General features: G+C 63.4%; 20 protein-coding genes and 1 pseudogene. 11 read left to right on the top strand and 10 right to left on the bottom strand.

Features of this window, described 5'->3' with window-relative positions:
* The first annotated feature begins 3 nt into the window (after positions 1-3).
* Positions 4-735 carry an SGNH/GDSL hydrolase family protein gene (locus NKI70_RS04665; protein WP_023678487.1) on the top strand — a complete coding sequence of 244 codons (732 nt, stop codon included), beginning with the start codon at positions 4-6 and terminating at the stop codon, positions 733-735.
* Between the two features lie 117 nt (positions 736-852).
* On the opposite strand, the gene NKI70_RS04660 is transcribed toward NKI70_RS04665, so the two are convergent.
* The gene (locus NKI70_RS04660; RefSeq protein ID WP_352454847.1) at positions 853-1,014 is read right to left on the bottom strand and encodes a hypothetical protein; all 162 of its coding nucleotides are present in this window, start codon (positions 1,012-1,014) and stop codon (positions 853-855) included.
* 202 nt (positions 1,015-1,216) lie between these two features.
* Between NKI70_RS04660 and NKI70_RS04655 the strand changes: the two genes are divergently transcribed.
* The 3 genes from NKI70_RS04655 (at position 1,217) to NKI70_RS04645 (ending at position 2,671) form a co-directional block, all read left to right on the top strand.
* Positions 1,217-1,384: a hypothetical protein gene (locus NKI70_RS04655; protein ID WP_352489312.1), complete on the top strand. Its 168-nt coding sequence runs from the start codon at positions 1,217-1,219 to the stop codon at positions 1,382-1,384.
* A 141-nt stretch (positions 1,385-1,525) separates the two neighbouring features.
* Positions 1,526-1,933 (top strand): hypothetical protein, encoded by a 408-nt coding sequence (locus NKI70_RS04650; protein ID WP_352571986.1) that lies wholly within the window; start codon positions 1,526-1,528, stop codon positions 1,931-1,933.
* 18 nt (positions 1,934-1,951) lie between these two features.
* Positions 1,952-2,671, top strand: a complete 720-nt coding sequence (locus NKI70_RS04645; RefSeq protein WP_023678491.1) for a helix-turn-helix transcriptional regulator — start codon at positions 1,952-1,954, stop codon at positions 2,669-2,671.
* Between the two features lie 58 nt (positions 2,672-2,729).
* Here NKI70_RS04645 and NKI70_RS04640 read toward each other — a convergent pair whose 3' ends face one another.
* The 3 genes from NKI70_RS04640 to NKI70_RS04630 form a co-directional block, all read right to left on the bottom strand.
* Entirely contained in the window at positions 2,730-3,425 is a 696-nt protein-coding gene (locus NKI70_RS04640) for a DUF1013 domain-containing protein (RefSeq protein WP_292655650.1), read from the bottom strand.
* A gap of 355 nt (positions 3,426-3,780) precedes the next feature.
* On the bottom strand, positions 3,781-3,921 hold the full coding sequence (locus NKI70_RS04635) for a DUF1127 domain-containing protein (protein WP_023678493.1): 141 nt from the start codon (positions 3,919-3,921) through the stop codon (positions 3,781-3,783).
* A gap of 132 nt (positions 3,922-4,053) precedes the next feature.
* Positions 4,054-5,064 carry an NAD(P)H-quinone oxidoreductase gene (locus NKI70_RS04630; RefSeq protein ID WP_352454845.1) on the bottom strand — a complete coding sequence of 337 codons (1,011 nt, stop codon included), beginning with the start codon at positions 5,062-5,064 and terminating at the stop codon, positions 4,054-4,056.
* A gap of 124 nt (positions 5,065-5,188) precedes the next feature.
* On the opposite strand from NKI70_RS04630, the gene NKI70_RS04625 reads away from it, so the two are divergent.
* From NKI70_RS04625 to NKI70_RS04615, 3 genes are all read left to right on the top strand, one after another.
* Complete coding sequence (locus NKI70_RS04625; protein WP_023678495.1) at positions 5,189-5,383, top strand: DUF1192 domain-containing protein; 195 nt, start codon at positions 5,189-5,191, stop codon at positions 5,381-5,383.
* Positions 5,384-5,479: 96 nt separating this feature from the next.
* On the top strand, positions 5,480-6,727 hold the full coding sequence (locus NKI70_RS04620) for an MFS transporter (RefSeq protein WP_023678496.1): 1,248 nt from the start codon (positions 5,480-5,482) through the stop codon (positions 6,725-6,727).
* Between the two features lie 31 nt (positions 6,728-6,758).
* Positions 6,759-7,046, top strand: a complete 288-nt coding sequence (locus NKI70_RS04615; RefSeq protein WP_023678497.1) for an ArsR/SmtB family transcription factor — start codon at positions 6,759-6,761, stop codon at positions 7,044-7,046.
* Between the two features lie 143 nt (positions 7,047-7,189).
* Here the strand turns inward: NKI70_RS04615 and NKI70_RS04610 are convergent.
* Both NKI70_RS04610 and NKI70_RS04605 read right to left on the bottom strand, forming a co-directional pair.
* Positions 7,190-7,846 (bottom strand): annotated as a pseudogene (locus tag NKI70_RS04610) (glutathione S-transferase family protein).
* 61 nt (positions 7,847-7,907) lie between these two features.
* Positions 7,908-8,759, bottom strand: a complete 852-nt coding sequence (locus tag NKI70_RS04605; RefSeq protein ID WP_352724338.1) for an alpha/beta fold hydrolase — start codon at positions 8,757-8,759, stop codon at positions 7,908-7,910.
* A 97-nt stretch (positions 8,760-8,856) separates the two neighbouring features.
* Between NKI70_RS04605 and NKI70_RS04600 the strand changes: the two genes are divergently transcribed.
* The 3 genes from NKI70_RS04600 (at position 8,857) to NKI70_RS04590 (ending at position 10,215) form a co-directional block, all read left to right on the top strand.
* A complete protein-coding gene (locus NKI70_RS04600) occupies positions 8,857-9,381 on the top strand; it encodes a winged helix-turn-helix transcriptional regulator (protein WP_352451127.1) in 525 nt (174 codons plus the stop codon).
* 75 nt (positions 9,382-9,456) lie between these two features.
* Positions 9,457-9,687 (top strand): hypothetical protein, encoded by a 231-nt coding sequence (locus tag NKI70_RS04595; RefSeq protein ID WP_023678501.1) that lies wholly within the window; start codon positions 9,457-9,459, stop codon positions 9,685-9,687.
* A gap of 96 nt (positions 9,688-9,783) precedes the next feature.
* Positions 9,784-10,215 carry a GlcG/HbpS family heme-binding protein gene (locus NKI70_RS04590; protein ID WP_023678502.1) on the top strand — a complete coding sequence of 144 codons (432 nt, stop codon included), beginning with the start codon at positions 9,784-9,786 and terminating at the stop codon, positions 10,213-10,215.
* Positions 10,216-10,225: 10 nt separating this feature from the next.
* Here the strand turns inward: NKI70_RS04590 and NKI70_RS04585 are convergent, their stop codons facing one another.
* From NKI70_RS04585 to NKI70_RS04575, 3 genes are all read right to left on the bottom strand, one after another.
* Positions 10,226-10,627 (bottom strand): hypothetical protein, encoded by a 402-nt coding sequence (locus NKI70_RS04585; RefSeq protein WP_023678503.1) that lies wholly within the window; start codon positions 10,625-10,627, stop codon positions 10,226-10,228.
* Positions 10,628-10,826: 199 nt separating this feature from the next.
* Positions 10,827-11,009 carry a 50S ribosomal protein L32 gene (gene rpmF / locus NKI70_RS04580; protein WP_006203806.1) on the bottom strand — a complete coding sequence of 61 codons (183 nt, stop codon included), beginning with the start codon at positions 11,007-11,009 and terminating at the stop codon, positions 10,827-10,829.
* Positions 11,010-11,149: 140 nt separating this feature from the next.
* On the bottom strand, positions 11,150-11,908 hold the full coding sequence (locus tag NKI70_RS04575) for a biosynthetic peptidoglycan transglycosylase (RefSeq protein ID WP_352724412.1): 759 nt from the start codon (positions 11,906-11,908) through the stop codon (positions 11,150-11,152).
* 79 nt (positions 11,909-11,987) lie between these two features.
* Here NKI70_RS04575 and NKI70_RS04570 point away from each other — a divergent pair, with 79 nt between their 5' ends.
* Positions 11,988-12,905 (top strand): polyprenyl synthetase family protein, encoded by a 918-nt coding sequence (locus tag NKI70_RS04570; protein WP_352457948.1) that lies wholly within the window; start codon positions 11,988-11,990, stop codon positions 12,903-12,905.
* A gap of 169 nt (positions 12,906-13,074) precedes the next feature.
* Here NKI70_RS04570 and NKI70_RS04565 read toward each other — a convergent pair whose 3' ends face one another.
* The gene (locus NKI70_RS04565; protein ID WP_352571982.1) at positions 13,075-14,964 is read right to left on the bottom strand and encodes a potassium/proton antiporter; all 1,890 of its coding nucleotides are present in this window, start codon (positions 14,962-14,964) and stop codon (positions 13,075-13,077) included.
* Positions 14,965-14,985: the final 21 nt, after the last annotated feature.

Raw genomic sequence — 14,985 nt, 5'->3', positions numbered from 1 at the left:
GCCATGCGGCGCTTTCCGACCCTTCTCACCTGGCTCGCCTTTCCGGTCTATGTCTGGCAAGGACTTGGCGTGCGTCGCCGCACCGCCCGCATGCTGCCGGCACAAGGTCCGGTCATGCACGAGATATCTGGCCTGGCGCCAGCAATCTCGGTTCTGGTGCTTGGCGATTCCTCCGCCGCCTCGGTAGGGATCGGCAATTCCGAAAACGGATTGGCCGCGCAACTGGCAGTTCTGATTGCGCAACGCACCGGCCGCACCGTGCGCTGGCGGGCGGCCGGCTTCAACTCGGCAACCTCTGGCCAGATCCGCGATCATGTGCTGCCCAATCTATCGGCCGATCCGTGGACGCATATCGTGCTGGCCATCGGTACCAACGACACCAAGAATTTTCATTCGGTACCGCGCTTCAAGCGCGAGTTTGGCGGCCTGCTCTACGCGCTGCGCGCCAAATGGCCGGAAGCGCGCGTCGTGTGGTCGCCGGTGCTGGAGTTCACCCGGGCTCCGGCAATGCCGCCGCTGCTCGGCAAGATCCTCGAAATCCGCGCCGTCGAAATGAACCGGATGGGCGAGCGCCTTTGCCTCGAACGCGGCGCCATACCGGCGCCCCGGCTGCCGATCACGGATGCCGATGCCGGCTTCGCATCGGATGGATTTCACGCTTCGGAAGCCGGCTACCGAGCCTGGGCGGAACATCTGGTCAGCCTGGTGCTCGCCAACGAACCGGGCGTCGCGTAGCGGGCCGCCGGCACTAAAGCGCGTCGCGTTCGATTGGCCTCATCCGACGCGCTTCAGGTTCTTGTTTTTATGCATGTCGTTGTCGCAAAACCGCTGCACACTTTTGCGCGACATGCATTACGTCCAGTGCCCGAGCACCGCCGTAATCGAAATCGCCGCCATCGCCAGAAGCGCCAGCTTCCAGAAATCGCTGCGCCGCTTCAGCCCGGGCCAGCCGAGCGGCTTGATGAGCTGGATGACCATCATGAGGATGATGACGAGCGCGAGAAGTTTCGACATGCAGCCTTTGATCAGCATCGCGGCTGGCTGTCAAAGCGGCTCCGGGATCGCCGGCTTCCACTGCGGCAAGCCTCTTTTCAGCACTGCCTTGTCACTTCGATGGATAAATCGGAACGCCGGTCATGAGAGCCGCACCCTCCTGACAGACTGCTGTCAGCAGGGGTGTGCGATAGTGCCTGCATCGAAAGAGAGGAGACCAGCGATGAACGGTATTACCATTCTGCGTAGCGTGCAGCACTATGTCGGCAAGATCCGGACGATGCGCAATGAAATCCGCACCCAGCGGTTCATGAACACCCTGCCGGCGGACATCCGCAAGGATATTGGTTGGCCGGACATGTATGGCGACCGCCGCAATGGCGGCAATTGAGGCAAGCTTTCTGCGTGGCGTTTGGATGCGACCTGGCGACGAGCTGAGATGGGCATGCTGAAGCCTCCTGACAGTATGGTGTCAGGAGGCTCGTGCCATAGTGCGATGGCCGCCGGAGCCGGATGGCCGAGAGGACGATCGATGAAAAGCTGGAACGACAGGCTGAACACGCGTGGCATCAACGGCATAAGACCGTCGCCACGCACCATCGGCGACGTCGTCGAAGGCCAGCCGATGCTGGTTCCTACAGCTCGCCAGGTCCATGCATTCATCCGCTCCATCCCCGAAGGCATGGACATGAATATCCGCGCTTTGCGCACCGCTCTCGCCATCGAGCACGGTGCCGAGATGACATGTCCGGTCACCATCGGCTATCATCTGCGCACCGTCGCCGAGGCCGCCAACGAGGATCTTGAGCGTGGTATGGCACTGGGCGACGTTGCGCCGTTCTGGCGGGTGGTCGACGCAAGCACGCCGACAACGAGGAAACTGTCCTTCGGCGCGGCCTTCGTCGCCGCGCAGCGCAAGCGCGAAGGGCTGGAACGATAGACGCCGAGGGACCATACGATGCGCCGCGCCGACAGGCTCTTCCAGATCGTGCAGCATCTGCGTGGTGGTCGTCTGGTCACCGCCCAGAAGCTGGGCACGTGGCTCGAGGTTTCCGAGCGGACGATCTATCGCGACATCGCAGACCTGCAGTCGACCGGCGTGCCGATCGACGGCGAGGCCGGTGTCGGCTACATGATGAGGGAGGGTTTCGACCTTCCGCCGCTGATGTTCACGCGTGACGAGATCGTCGCGCTGGTCGCCGGCGCCCGCATGGTGCGCGCCTTTGGTGGCGCGGCCATGGCGCGAGCCGCCGACGAGGCGCTGGTCAAGATAGGCGCCGTGTTGCCCGACGCCGAAAAGGACCGCATCGCCCGTACCGAGATCCACACGCCGATGTGGGTGGTAAGCGATGCCGCCCGCGAAGCCATCGACCTGATCGAGCGGTCCATCGAGAAACGTCAGGTGCTGACCATCGACTATTCGGATGAGGCCGGCCGCAGCACCGCGCGCGACATCCGCCCGCTCGGCCTGTGGTTCTGGGGCAAGGTGTGGACCTTGGTCGCCTGGTGTGAGATGCGCGGCGATTTCCGCGCCTTCCGCATCGACCGCATCGCCTCGGTGGTCATCGCCGGCCGCACCTTCAAGCCGGAGCGCGGCAAGCAGCTCGCCGATTTCTATCGCGCGGTGGAGCGCAGCGAGGATTACGGCATGGCGCCGGACCGGGCGGCGCGAAGCTGACACGGAAGATCACAAAAAAGCCCGCTTGAAAGCGGGCTTTTTGTTTTGGATGCCAGACCTATTCCTCTTCGTCGGCGTCCTTGTCCTTCGACTTCAGCGCCGAAAGCTTGGCGAAGACGGCGTTGGCGTCAAGTTCGCGGTCCTCGTCCTTCGGCTTTTCGGGCGCCGGCACCAGCCGTTCGGTCAAGGCGGCCGGCAGCAGCGTATCGCCGACCGGCTGCGCCTGCTCGCGGCCGCGCGAGGCGCGGTTGATTTCCATATCGAGGTCGATCTGCGACGTCAGGCCGAGCGTCACCGGATCCATCGGCTGGAGATTGGCGGAGTTCCAGTGCTTTCTGTCGCGGATCTGGTCGATCGTCGACTTCGTTGTGCCGACAAGGCGGGCAATCTGCGCATCCTTGAGCTCGGGATGGTTGCGCACCAGCCAGAGGATGGCGTTGGGCCGGTCCTGGCGCTTCGACAGCGGCGTGTAGCGCGGACCCTTGCGTTTGGATTCCGGCACCCGCACCTTGGGATCGGAGAGCTTCAGCCGGTGGTTCGGGTCCTTCTCGGCGCGCGCGATCTCGTCGCGAGTGAGCTGGCCGGTCATGATCGGGTCCATGCCCTTGATGCCTTGCGCCGACTCGCCGTCGGCGATCGCCTTGACCTCAAGCGGATGCAGTCCGCAGAACTGCGCGATCTGCTCGAAGGAAAGCGCTGTGTTGTCAACCAGCCAGACGGCGGTCGCCTTTGGCATCAGCAGCGTATTGGCCATTACAAAAATCCTTCTCGTTCGCCCGCGTTCCCGCGCGGGCGGTGGTTTAGAGCCACCAAAATGGGAAAATCGCGGTCTATATAACCGCTCGCTCGCCGTTTCGCAATGTTTTTGGCAGGCGCGCGTCAAGGACGGCACGGCAGCGCGACCAGCAGACCGCGAAGGGTCGGCAGATGACGCCATGCAGTCGAAAAGCTTCAAAAAGACAAAGCCCGCCAGACCAAGGTCGGGCGGGCTCGGAACCGGCGACGGAAATCCGTCTGCTGCGGCTCTGGCTTCTAAAGCTTGATCCCGAACCGCGGCTCGGCGTTGCCGAAAAGCAGCGCCCGGTCTTCGGGCGGGATCGTGCTCGAGATCAAAGCCCTTTGCGGGCGATTCTCTCGATGTCGCCGCGGTTGATGCCGAGGTCGTTGAGCTGACGAGCATTCAGCCGGTTCAGTTCGCGCACGGTTTCGTTGTACATGCGCCAGTTACGGAAAGCGCGGATCGGGTTCATGATAGTCCTCCATCGTTTTGATGCCGCGTAAATAGGCATCGGCGATGAAAAATTGAACAGACGCTTTTGCATGGCCGCAATGCGTTTGTTGCATTGCACCGTTAAACTTTCGTTCAGCCTGTTTGCGGGCCGTCAGGCGACATCGAGCACAATCTTGCCGATGTGCTCACCCTCCTCCATCCGCTCATGCGCCCGCCACGCTTCCTTGAGCGGGAAGATCGTATCCATCACCGGCGCAACCTTGCGTGTGCCGAGCAGCGGCCAAACCTGCGCCTCCAGCGCAGCCGCAACTGCCGCCTTGAACTCCACGGTGCGTGGCCTGAGCAGCGATCCTGTGTGCACGAGCCGCTTGGCCATGATCTTGAAGAAATCGGCGCTCGCCACCGCCCCGCCCTGCGTCGCGATCTGGACGATGCGGCCTTCCATGGCTGCAGCCTCATAGTTTCGCGCCACATAGTCGCCGCCGACCATGTCGAGGATGACATTGGCACCCTTGCCGCCGGTTGCCTCCTTGACTGCGGCCACGAAGTCTTCCTCGCGGTAGTTGATCGCCCGGTCGGCGCCGAGCTTGAGGCAGGCGTCGCATTTCTCCTTGCTGCCGGCGGTGGTGACGACATAGGCGCCGAAAGCGGCAGCAAGCTGGATCGCCGTGGTGCCGATACCCGACGAGCCGCCATGCACGAGCAGGGTCTCGCCGCTCTTCAGGCCGCCGCGCTCGAAGACATTGTGCCAAACAGTGAAGTAGTTTTCCGGCAGCGCCGCCGCTTCGGTGTAGGTAAAGCCGGCGGGCAGCGGCAGCACGCTGCCGGCGTGCACTCTGACATATTCGGCATAGCCGCCGCCCGCCGTCAGCGCACAGACCCGGTCGCCGACGCGCCAGCGCGATATCTCGTCACCAAGGGCAGCAACTTCGCCTGCTGCTTCCAGGCCCGGCAGATCCGACGCTCCCGGCGGTGGCGGATAGGCGCCCTTGCGCTGTTGCACATCCGGCCGGTTGACGCCGGCGGCCCGCACCCGGATCAGGATCTCGCCGGGACCGGGAACCGGTACGTCGCGGGTTTCCGGTTTCAGCACTCGCGGCCCGCCCGGTTCCGATATGGCGATCGCCATCATCTTCGCCGGAATTTTCTGTGCGTTCGCCATGAATTTTCCCGTCGTGCTCCGCCGGTTTTTCGTGCCAGCTCTTGCCCGCCATTTGCATCCATACCCTTGCCCTATGTATGCTCATTGGCAAATCAGGCAAATGGGCAATCACGGAGGAGCGACGATGGCGATCTTCGACGACGAACCCAAGAAGAAAGCGCGCCCGCACGAGATCGGGCAGGATCTGTCGCTGCTTTCCGTCGATGAATTGTCCGAACGGATCGGCATCCTGCGCGACGAGATCGCCCGGCTGGAAGCCGAGCTCAAGACCAAGGGCTCGACCAAGTCGGCGGCAGAGGCGCTGTTTCGCCGCGGGTAGTTACTGCGGGCAATTCCAAAAGCTCGGGCACGCCGCCGAAAAGCCCGAATGCCGCTGTCTCCAGACTTGTGCCCTAAACCCCAGCCGGATTGAAAAATGTTCGCAAGCTACAGACCGATCCTCTCGCTGCTGCGCGGCACCGCGTTCCTGTTGGCGGCATCCGGACTGCACGGTCTGCTGTTGCCGCTGCGCGGCCAGGTGGAGGGCTTCTCGACGGCATCGCTCGGCCTGATGGGCACGGCTTGGGCCGGCGGCTTCGTCACCGGCTGCTTCTTTGCGCCACGCATCGTGCGCCGCGCCGGTCATGTCAGGGCTTTCGGCGCCTTTGCCGCATCGGGAGCGATCGTCGCACTGCTCACCGGCCTGATCATCGACGAATATACCTGGATCCTGCTGCGCGCCTTCACCGGCTTCACCATGGCCGGCGCCTTCATGGTTATCGAAAGCTGGCTCAACGAGAAGGCCACCAACGAAAACCGCGGCACCGTTTTCGGCCTCTACATGATGGTCACCTATGCCTCGATCATGGGCGGTCAGATGATCGTTGCCGGCGGCGATGTGAGATCGGCGTCGCTGTTCATGATCACCGGCATTCTGTTCTGCCTGTCGCTGATCCCGACGGCGGTCTCGACGGCGTCTCACCCCAAGCCGCTGCAGGACGTGTCGCTTGACGTCAAGGGGCTCTACGTCAATTCGCCGGTGTCGGCGATCGCTTGCGTGCTGATCGGCATCGCCAACGGCGCCTGGGGTACACTTGGTGCCGTCTATGGAGCGCGCATCGGCATCTCGACAGCCGAGATCGCGCTGATGATGAGCCTCGTGGTCATCGCCGGTGCCGCCATGCAGCTTCCGGCCGGGCGGCTCTCCGACACGACGGACCGTCGTTTCGTGCTGGCGGGCGCGGCCTTCGGTGCTGCGCTGTTTGCCATCGCCATCTTCCTGTTCGAACCGCGCTCCGGCGTCTTCGTCATCGTCTGCACCGCCGCCTACGGCGCCTTCGCCTACACGCTCTATTCGATCGCGGTGGCGCATGCCAATGACCATGCGCGATCGGAGGACTTCGTCAAAGTGTCGGGCGGCCTGCTGCTGCTTTATGGCTTCGGCACGATGATCGGTCCGCTGGTGGCCGCCGGCCTGATGGGCTGGATGCGCCCTGAGGGGCTGTTCCTGGCCACTGCGCTCGCGCATCTCAGCCTGGCTGGCTATACGCTGCTGCGCATCAGCCGTCGCGCGCCGGTGCCGATCGAAGGCCGCGATGCCTTCAAGACCCAGCCCGCCGATCGCTCGGTGACGCCGGAAGCGTTGCGGCTCGACCCGCGCAGAAAAGCTGAAGCCGACAGTTGAGATTCGAGGCGCTTTGCCCCACAAATAAGGCATGATGCTTTCCGACGCCTTCATGGCGATTGCCGATCCCAACCGGCGCCATCTCTTGGAAGAGCTCCGGCGCGGACCGAAGACCGTCAACGAATTGGCATCCGGCTTGCCGGTGTCCCGCCCGGCCGTTTCGCAGCACCTGAAGGTGCTGCTTGATGCGGGGTTGGTCAACGCCAAGCCGGAAGGCACCAGGCGCGTCTATACGGTCAGCAATGCCGGCTTCCTGAAGCTCAACATCTGGCTTGACCAGTTCTGGGATGCGGAGCAGCTCGGTTCACCCGGAAGCTGAGGGGCATCGTCAGCGCGTCGAGCAACTATGCAGCATCGGGCCTAGAGCAATTCCAGGAAAAGTGTGAAACGGTTTTCCGTACGGAATTGCGCAAAAACAAAGAGATAGAGCGGTTCGGCGTTTCCGTGAAACGATGAACCACTCTAGCCATTGTTGTAGGGGAAGAGCTTGAAATACGGCTGCGCTTCCTCGATCACACGGGCAACCGAGGGGCGTTGCAGCAACCGGTCGTGATAGCGCCTGACCGCAGGATATTCGTCTCCGAACGGCTCGACCTTGTTGGCGTAGAACAGCGCGGGGGCGGCAGCGCAGTCGGCCATGGTGAAGCTCGCACCCACCGCCCATGTCCTCGACTGCATGTCCTGTTCAATGATGGCGTAGGAGCTGCGCAGCTGGGCGCGGGCCTGCTCGACGCCGAACGGATCGGTCTTGCCCTCCGGCCGCAGCCGGTCGCCAACGATCTTCTGCATCGGTTCCTAGACGTAGAAGTCATAGAAGCGGTCGGCAAGCCGGGTCTGACGGGCGAGATCGAGATCGCCGGGGATCAGCTCGACCGGTCCGGGATAATACGCGTTGAGATATTCGATGACGATCGTCGATTCCGGCACGGTCCGGTCCAGCGCCTCATCGCGCAGCACCGGCATCTTGCCGGCCGGCCACAATTTCAGGAACGCCGCGCGCGACTGTTCGTTGCCGAGATCGACGACGACCGATGTGAATGGCGTGCCGTTCTCATAGAGCGCGATCAGCGGTTTCCAGCAGAAGGAGGCCAGCGGATGAAGATGCATCGTCAGGGACATTTTTGCTCCTATCTTTGGTGCTTCGTCTCGCGGGCATCCGGTGTCAAGGTTCGGCCCGCTGCTACGTGGCCCGGCTGTGGGCGACGATCGCATCGATGATCGCGGCCCAATCGTCGGGATGCAGCTCGTGGCCGCCGCCCTCGATCCGGACCAGTCTTGCACCGGCGACCGCGTCGGCAAGAGCGGCGCCATGCTCGGCTGGAAAGATCGGATCGTCGGTGCCGTGGATAACGAGGAGCGGAATCTTCATCTCGTGCAGCCGCCCCGTCCAGTCCTCGCCGCTCCGATCTTCGCCGCCCTTGAGCATGAAGTGATTGGTCGCGCTGAGAAAGCCGCCGGACCGGTCGTAGTCCTGTTCCACGAACGCTCTCGTCCGCGCCTCATCGAACGGATGCGCGGTGCCGGCGAGCGCACGCGCGTTTTTGACCATGAAATCGACCGCTTGGCCACGGTCAGACCAGTCGACCTTGGCGCCTTCGGCCGAATGTTTCCTATAGGCCTCGGTGGTTCCGGGCAAATGCGACGTATCGATGCCCAGGGGCGAGCTGCTGATCACCGTCAGCGAATTGACACGCGGCGGGTATTTCAACGCAACGAGCTGCGCGATCATACCGCCCATCGACATGCCGACCACGTGCGCCTTTCGGATTCCCTGGTCGTCAAGGACGCGGACGGCATCGTCCGCCATGTCGTCGAATGTATAAGGCGGCTCGCCCGGCGCGTATTTGGTCGAACGGCCGGTATCGCGATTGTCATAGCGGATCACGAAGCGACCCTCGCCGGCCAGCTTCCGGCAAAACGCTTCGGGCCACCAAAGCATGGAAGCCATCGCGCCCATGATCAACAACACCGCCGGATGGGCCGGATCGCCGAACGTCTGGGATACGATTTCGGGGTGTTCGGCGTTTCTCATGACTTTCCTCCTTGGGCTGCAAATCCGATTGCAAGTTGCAATCAGTTGCACGATATTAAAACCGATACGATAGTGCAACCGGTTTTTGGAGATTCGCATGAACATCGATCGTCGGTCCGGATGCCCCATCAACCTGTCGCTCGAAGTGTTCGGTGACCGGTGGAGCCTGATCATCCTTCGCGACATCATCTTCGGCGGCAGACGCCACTTTCGCGAACTGCTCAACGGCTCGATGGAGGGCATCGCCTCCAACATCCTCGCCGACCGGCTGAAGCGGCTGATGGAGCTCGGCATGCTGACCAAGGCGGACGATCCCTCCCACAAGCAAAAGGCGATCTACAGCCTGACCGAAATGGCGATTACGCTGGTGCCGATCCTGGCGCATCTCGGCGCCTGGGGCCGCGTCTGGCTGCCGGTCAGCGAAGAGCTCTCTATCCGTGCCGAGCTTCTGGAAAAAGGCGGCCCGCCGATGTGGGATAAGTTCATGAACGAGTTGCGCCACGAGCATCTGGGTGCGTCTCCCGCCCCATCTGGACCCACCGTCCGCGCGACTTTGCAGGCCGGATACGATGCGGTAGTCGCCCGCAAGGCGGAGCGAGTCGGCTGCGATCCGGCGCCATGACCAACTTATTTTCCCAATTGCGGGCTGGCTCTGCTATCAAGGGACTGAAGATAATTTACGGATTGGATAACGCTCTTGGTCGAGAACTCTAAGGACACTGCCCGTGCGCGGGCCGATTTGCGTTTCAAGAAACAGGAAGAGGCAGCCACGGTTCGCCAGAAGGCGATGGCGGAATATGTCGCCGAGAGCGACGCTCGCCAAGCCAAGACCAACAAGCTGCGGGCGCTGCGCCTCGCCAAGGAAGCGGAAGACCTGGCCAATGCGCCTCCGGCCCCGGTGAAGAAGCCTCGCGCCAAGAAGAAATAGGCCGGCGCTCCCAGAATGCATGCTTCCTTTCGCACGCGAAACAGTTCACTCGGAGCTGTTCTGCCGGTTGATAACTGGCGCGTTTAGGAGACGGCCATGACCGCACTGACGCTCGACAAAGCCCTTGAAATCATCGCCGCCGCCTTTGCCAAGGGTGCCGAGCTCAAGCTCAGGCCGCTTGGCGTCTCGGTGCTCGACGCCGGCGCCCATCTGGTCGCGTTCCAGCGTCAGGACGGCGCCTCTTTCCTGCGTCCGCAAATGTCGGCCGGCAAGGCCTATGGCGCTCTCGCTATCGGCATGGGCTCGCGCCGGGTGGAAGCTTTCGCCAAGGAGCGCCCGCATCTGATCGCCGGCGTCTCCGACGTGTCGGGCGGGCGCGTCCTGCCGGTCGTCGGCGGCGTGCTGATCCGCGACAACGCCGGCACGATCATCGGCGCCATCGGTATTTCCGGCGACACGTCCGACAATGATGAAACGGCAGCCATCGCCGGCGTCGAGGCGGCTGGCTTCACCGCTGACCCGGGCTGAGTCGGGATCCTTAACTCATATTGATGTCGCGGGTGGCCGACCGCATCGACACCGAAAAGCCGGCCAGCACGTCGATCAGCGCTATGACCATCAGTGTGAAGAAAACGGAATGGGCGGCGCCCTTCACCAGCAGGAACTCGACCAGATAGGCCACAAAGACGAAGGTCGACAAAAGATGGTCCATGATCGAGGCATTTGTCGTGCGCGTCGACTTCACCACTTCGACGAACAAGAAGATCAGTGCGATCAACACGATGAGGTCGCCGAGGGTCATCGAGAACACGCCACCCGACATCATTCGGACCGAAAACATTTCGGTGGCCCACGGATCGTCGCCGCTGCCGAATATTCCCAGAAGCCCGAGATTGTAGAGGATGAAAGGCACGATCAGCAGCGGGATGGCACCGAACATGTGGCGGCTCCGGTTGGACTGATCTTTGTAGAGTGCGCCCGGCGTTCGCCGTCAAGAATTTTCGTGCGGCCGATAAACACGGACAAAGACGGCGTGAAACAACAATGTCAGGCCCGGCTGATACGATCAGTTGTCGCAAACGCAAAAAGACCGGCCAATGGCCGGTCGTTTCGCAACCCATAAACCGTCGAAAGCTCTCTCAGCTTTCCTTCGGCTCCAGAACCTGGCGACCGCGATACATGCCGGTCTTCAGGTCGATATGGTGCGGACGGCGCATCTCGCCGGAGTTCTTGTCCTCGACATAGGTCGGGGCCTTCAGTGCGTCGGCAGAACGGCGCATGCCGCGCTTCGACGGAGAGGTTTTTCGTTTCGGAACGGCCATGGATATGCTCCACTACATGGTCAAAACGCCCCGGCGGCCCTCGTGAAAGGGCCACAACAGGGGCCGGAATCTGAGAAAGTCGGGTGCCTATACACGCCCGACGGCGTTTTGGCCAGCGTCGCCGTGTTTTTTTTTTGACACTATCGCAGGCAACCGACATAGGCGCCGGCGCGGCCGGCGCGCCGTTCGATCAACGCGGCAAGCCGCCTCAGTCCCGGCCCGGGCTTCGCAGGATTGCGCACGATCGGATTCGGCAAGGTGACGGCAAGCAGCGCTGCCTGCCGGCGCGACAGCTGTTTTGCCGAGACGCCGAAATGATGCTGGGCGGCGGCCTCGATGCCGTAGATGCCCGGTCCCCATTCGGCGATGTTGAGGTAGATCTCCATGATCCGCCGTTTCGACAGCACCGCATCGAAATAGACGGCCAGCGGCAGTTCCACGACCTTACGGACCGAGCCCAACGGCCGCGACCATAGATAAAGATTCTTTACCGTCTGCATGGTGATGGTCGAGGCGCCACGTGTCATCTCGCCGGCGAGCGCATCGTCGACGACGCCGCGCAACTCGCCCAGATCGACGCCGCGATGGAAACAGAACTGCCCGTCCTCCGACATGATGACCGAATATGCCAGCCCCGGCGCGACATCGTCGATGGAAACCCAGCGCCGATCGTAGCCAGAAAACGTCGCCAGGTCCTTCAGCATCAATGTCGACACCGGATGCACGAATGTCGGCAGGTACAGGAAGGTCAGCACCACCGGCACCAGCGCCAGCACGACCGCGACGGCGATGCCGCGCCGGACCCAGCGTTGAAGACCGATGCGGCTGCCGCGTCTCGGTCTCGCCATGTCCAACCCTTCGGTTTCGTGATCGACGATCGGTTCCGCCAAGCCACCCAGTCCGCGCTACTCCCTGCCCCCGGCATAATGGCGCTTGGCTTCTTGCGCAACGTCTGAGTGTCGGCTACCGCTCCCGACCATGACGAAAGACGACCAAATGGCGTTCGAAGCTGCACTTATTGCCCGGGCAGTTCCGCTCGAGGCGCTGCTGAGGCGGTTGCTCGACGGACGGACGCTTTCGGGCGAGGTCGCGCGGCCCGAACGCCTGATGGCGGCAATGCGACATGGCGTGCTGAACGGCGGCAAACGACTGCGTCCCTTCCTGGTCATGGAAAGTGCTGCACTGTTTTCAGCCGACGGCGAGGCGGCGCTGCGCGTCGCGGCGGCGCTCGAATGCGTGCACTGCTATTCGCTCATCCATGACGATCTGCCGGCCATGGACGACGACGATTTGCGCCGCGGCCAGCCGACCGTGCACAGGGCTTTCGATGAGGCGACCGCCATTCTTGCGGGCGACGCCTTGCTGACACTTGCCTTCGACATCCTTGCCGACGAGGCGACAATGCTGCCGGCCGAGCGCAGGGCAACGCTGGTGCTGGCACTGGCCCGCGCCGCCGGGGCGGGAAGCATGGTCGGCGGCCAGATGCTCGATCTCGAAGCCGAACAAAGCCGGCCGGACGAGGCCGGCATCATCCGGCTTCAGGCGATGAAAACCGGTGCGCTGATCCGCTTTGCCTGCGAAGCGGGCGCTATCCTTGCCGGCGCGCCGTCGGGCGACCGCGAAAGGCTGGCCGAGTTCGGCTCGGCGATCGGGCTTGCCTTTCAGCTTGCCGACGATCTGCTCGACCTGACCGCCGACGCGCATCAGATGGGCAAGGCGACCGGCAAGGATGCCGCGGCCGGCAAGGCGACGCTGGTCGCGCTGCACGGACCGGACTGGGCGCGGGGCCAGCTCCATGGCCTCGTTGACCAGGCTCATGCGTTGCTCGAACCTTTTGGCGAGCAAGCTGCGCTTCTGAAACAAGCGGCGCAGTTCGTAGCGGCCCGCAACAATTAAGCGCGCCCCTATGGCGCGCCGGAGAATTGGCGACTGATCGGCCGGACGCCCTCGCAACCGGCCGATCGGGATCATTTCCGGCGATGTCGGACCACATGGACCCGCCACACCAGTTGCCGAGCCATTCTTCAGCCTCGCGGCAGGGTTCCGCGGCTCGGGTGGACAGCGGTCAGCCTTCGCCAGTTGTCTTTTCCACTACGGGCTGCGGAACCGGTCCCATCTCGGCCGCCGCCTCGACCGCCTGCGCCTCGGCCGGCTTGCGCCGGTTGCGGATGAAGGCGGCGATGCGGTCGCGGATTTCGCCGGCGCTGAGGAACACCGGAACGCGCGCCACCGGCGCGGTCGGCTCAAAGGACAGGCCAAGGCCGGTGATCCTGCCCTTGTCGTCGACGTCGCGGACGATCAGCTCGATCGGACCGAGTAGCACGCGGTCGGCGTATTCGGCGTGGCCGCCGAGCCGCGTAGTGACCAGGTCGCCAATGCTGAGCTTGCGTTCCGCTTCGGTCAGGCCCGGCGCGTAGGCGGTCTCCAGTTCCTCGGCGGGGCGTGACGGATCGACGGCGAAGGCCCCGAAGAAATCCGCGTCCTCGGGATCGACCACGGCACGGCTGGCGAACAGCTTGTCGAGCAGGCGCGGATAGCGGTCCGGCACGAAGATGTAGACATGGTCGCCGGCCGCGAGCCGGCCCATATCCTGGAAGCGCATCGAGCGTCCGTCGCGCAGCACCAGCGACGGCCGCGCCCAGCGCGGAATGCGTTCGCCGCGCGCCACCGGGCTGCCAGGTGCCACGCGGTAGGCGAGAAGCTCATGATGGGCGGAGCCCGGCAGTTCCAATTCGACCTTGTCGAGCGGTCCCAGGCGGGCCGGCACGATAAGGCCGAGACGGCGCGCCAGCGGCCCGACGGTCCATCCCTGGATGATCAGCGAGACCAGCACGATGATGAAGGCAGTGTTGAAGATGAGGCGGCCGTTCTCAAGACCGCCGAGCAGCGGCGTGATGGCAAGCAGGATCGACACGGCACCACGCAGGCCAACCCACGAGACGAAGGCGACTTCCGGGCGTGGCAGACGGAACGGCACCAGGCAGAGCCAGACGGCGATTGGCCGTGCCACAAATACCAGGAACAGGCCGAGCAGCACTGCCGGCACCAGGATCGCCGGAAATTGCGAAGGCGTCGCGAACAGGCCGAGGATCAGGAACATGATGATCTGCGCCAGCCACGACATGCCGTCCTGGAAGCGCTTGAGGATGGTGACGGCCCGGATATCGGAATTGCCGGCAATCAGGCCTGCGAGATAGACCGCCAGGAAGCCGGAGCCGCCGACGGCACCGGCGGCAGCGAACACCATAAGCGACAGCGTCAGCACGAAGATCGGCAGCAGGCCGTGATCGAGATTGAGGCGATCGACAAGGCGCACGATGGCCATGCCGCCGAGAATGCCGATGACCGCGCCGAGCCCCATATTGACAAGGAAGCCGACGGCAAGATCGGTGACCAGCACCTTGGCCTCGGGGTGGGTATTGGCGGCGATGACCTCGACCAGCGTGATGGTCAGGAAGATGGCGATCGGGTCATTTGTGCCGGATTCCACCTCGAGCGTGGACCGCACGCGCTCGCGCAAATTGATCTCGCCGGCGCGCAGCAGGAAGAACACCGCCGCGGCGTCGGTCGAGGCGACGGCGGCACCGAGCAGGAAGGATTCCAGCCAGGTCAGGTCGAGCAGATAATAGGCGGCGGCGCCGAAGAGCCCGGTGGTCAAAAGGACGCCGAATGTGGCCAGCGACAGCGCCGGCCCGGCCGCCTGCCGCAAGGCGTTGAGCGGCGTGCCGAAGCCGGAATCGAAAAGGATGACCGCCAGCGCCAACGAGCCGGCAAAATAAGCAACTCGGGCATTGTCGAAATGGATGCCGAGACCGTCGGTTCCGGTGGCGAGGCCGATGCAGAGAAACAACAGCAGGAGAGGGGCGCCGAAACGGAAGGCGATCAGGCTTGAAAACGCGGCGGCAACGACAAGTGCTGCGCCAACGAGCGTCACAAGATAGATACCATGCTCCATTCGTTGGTCGCCCCTAGTCGA

The sequence above is a fragment of the Mesorhizobium sp. M0500 genome (assembly GCF_040321165.1).
Classification (GTDB): Bacteria; Pseudomonadota; Alphaproteobacteria; order Rhizobiales; family Rhizobiaceae; genus Mesorhizobium.
Note: the sequence above shows the minus strand (reverse complement) of the source record. Positions and strands in the feature narration are given on the sequence as shown.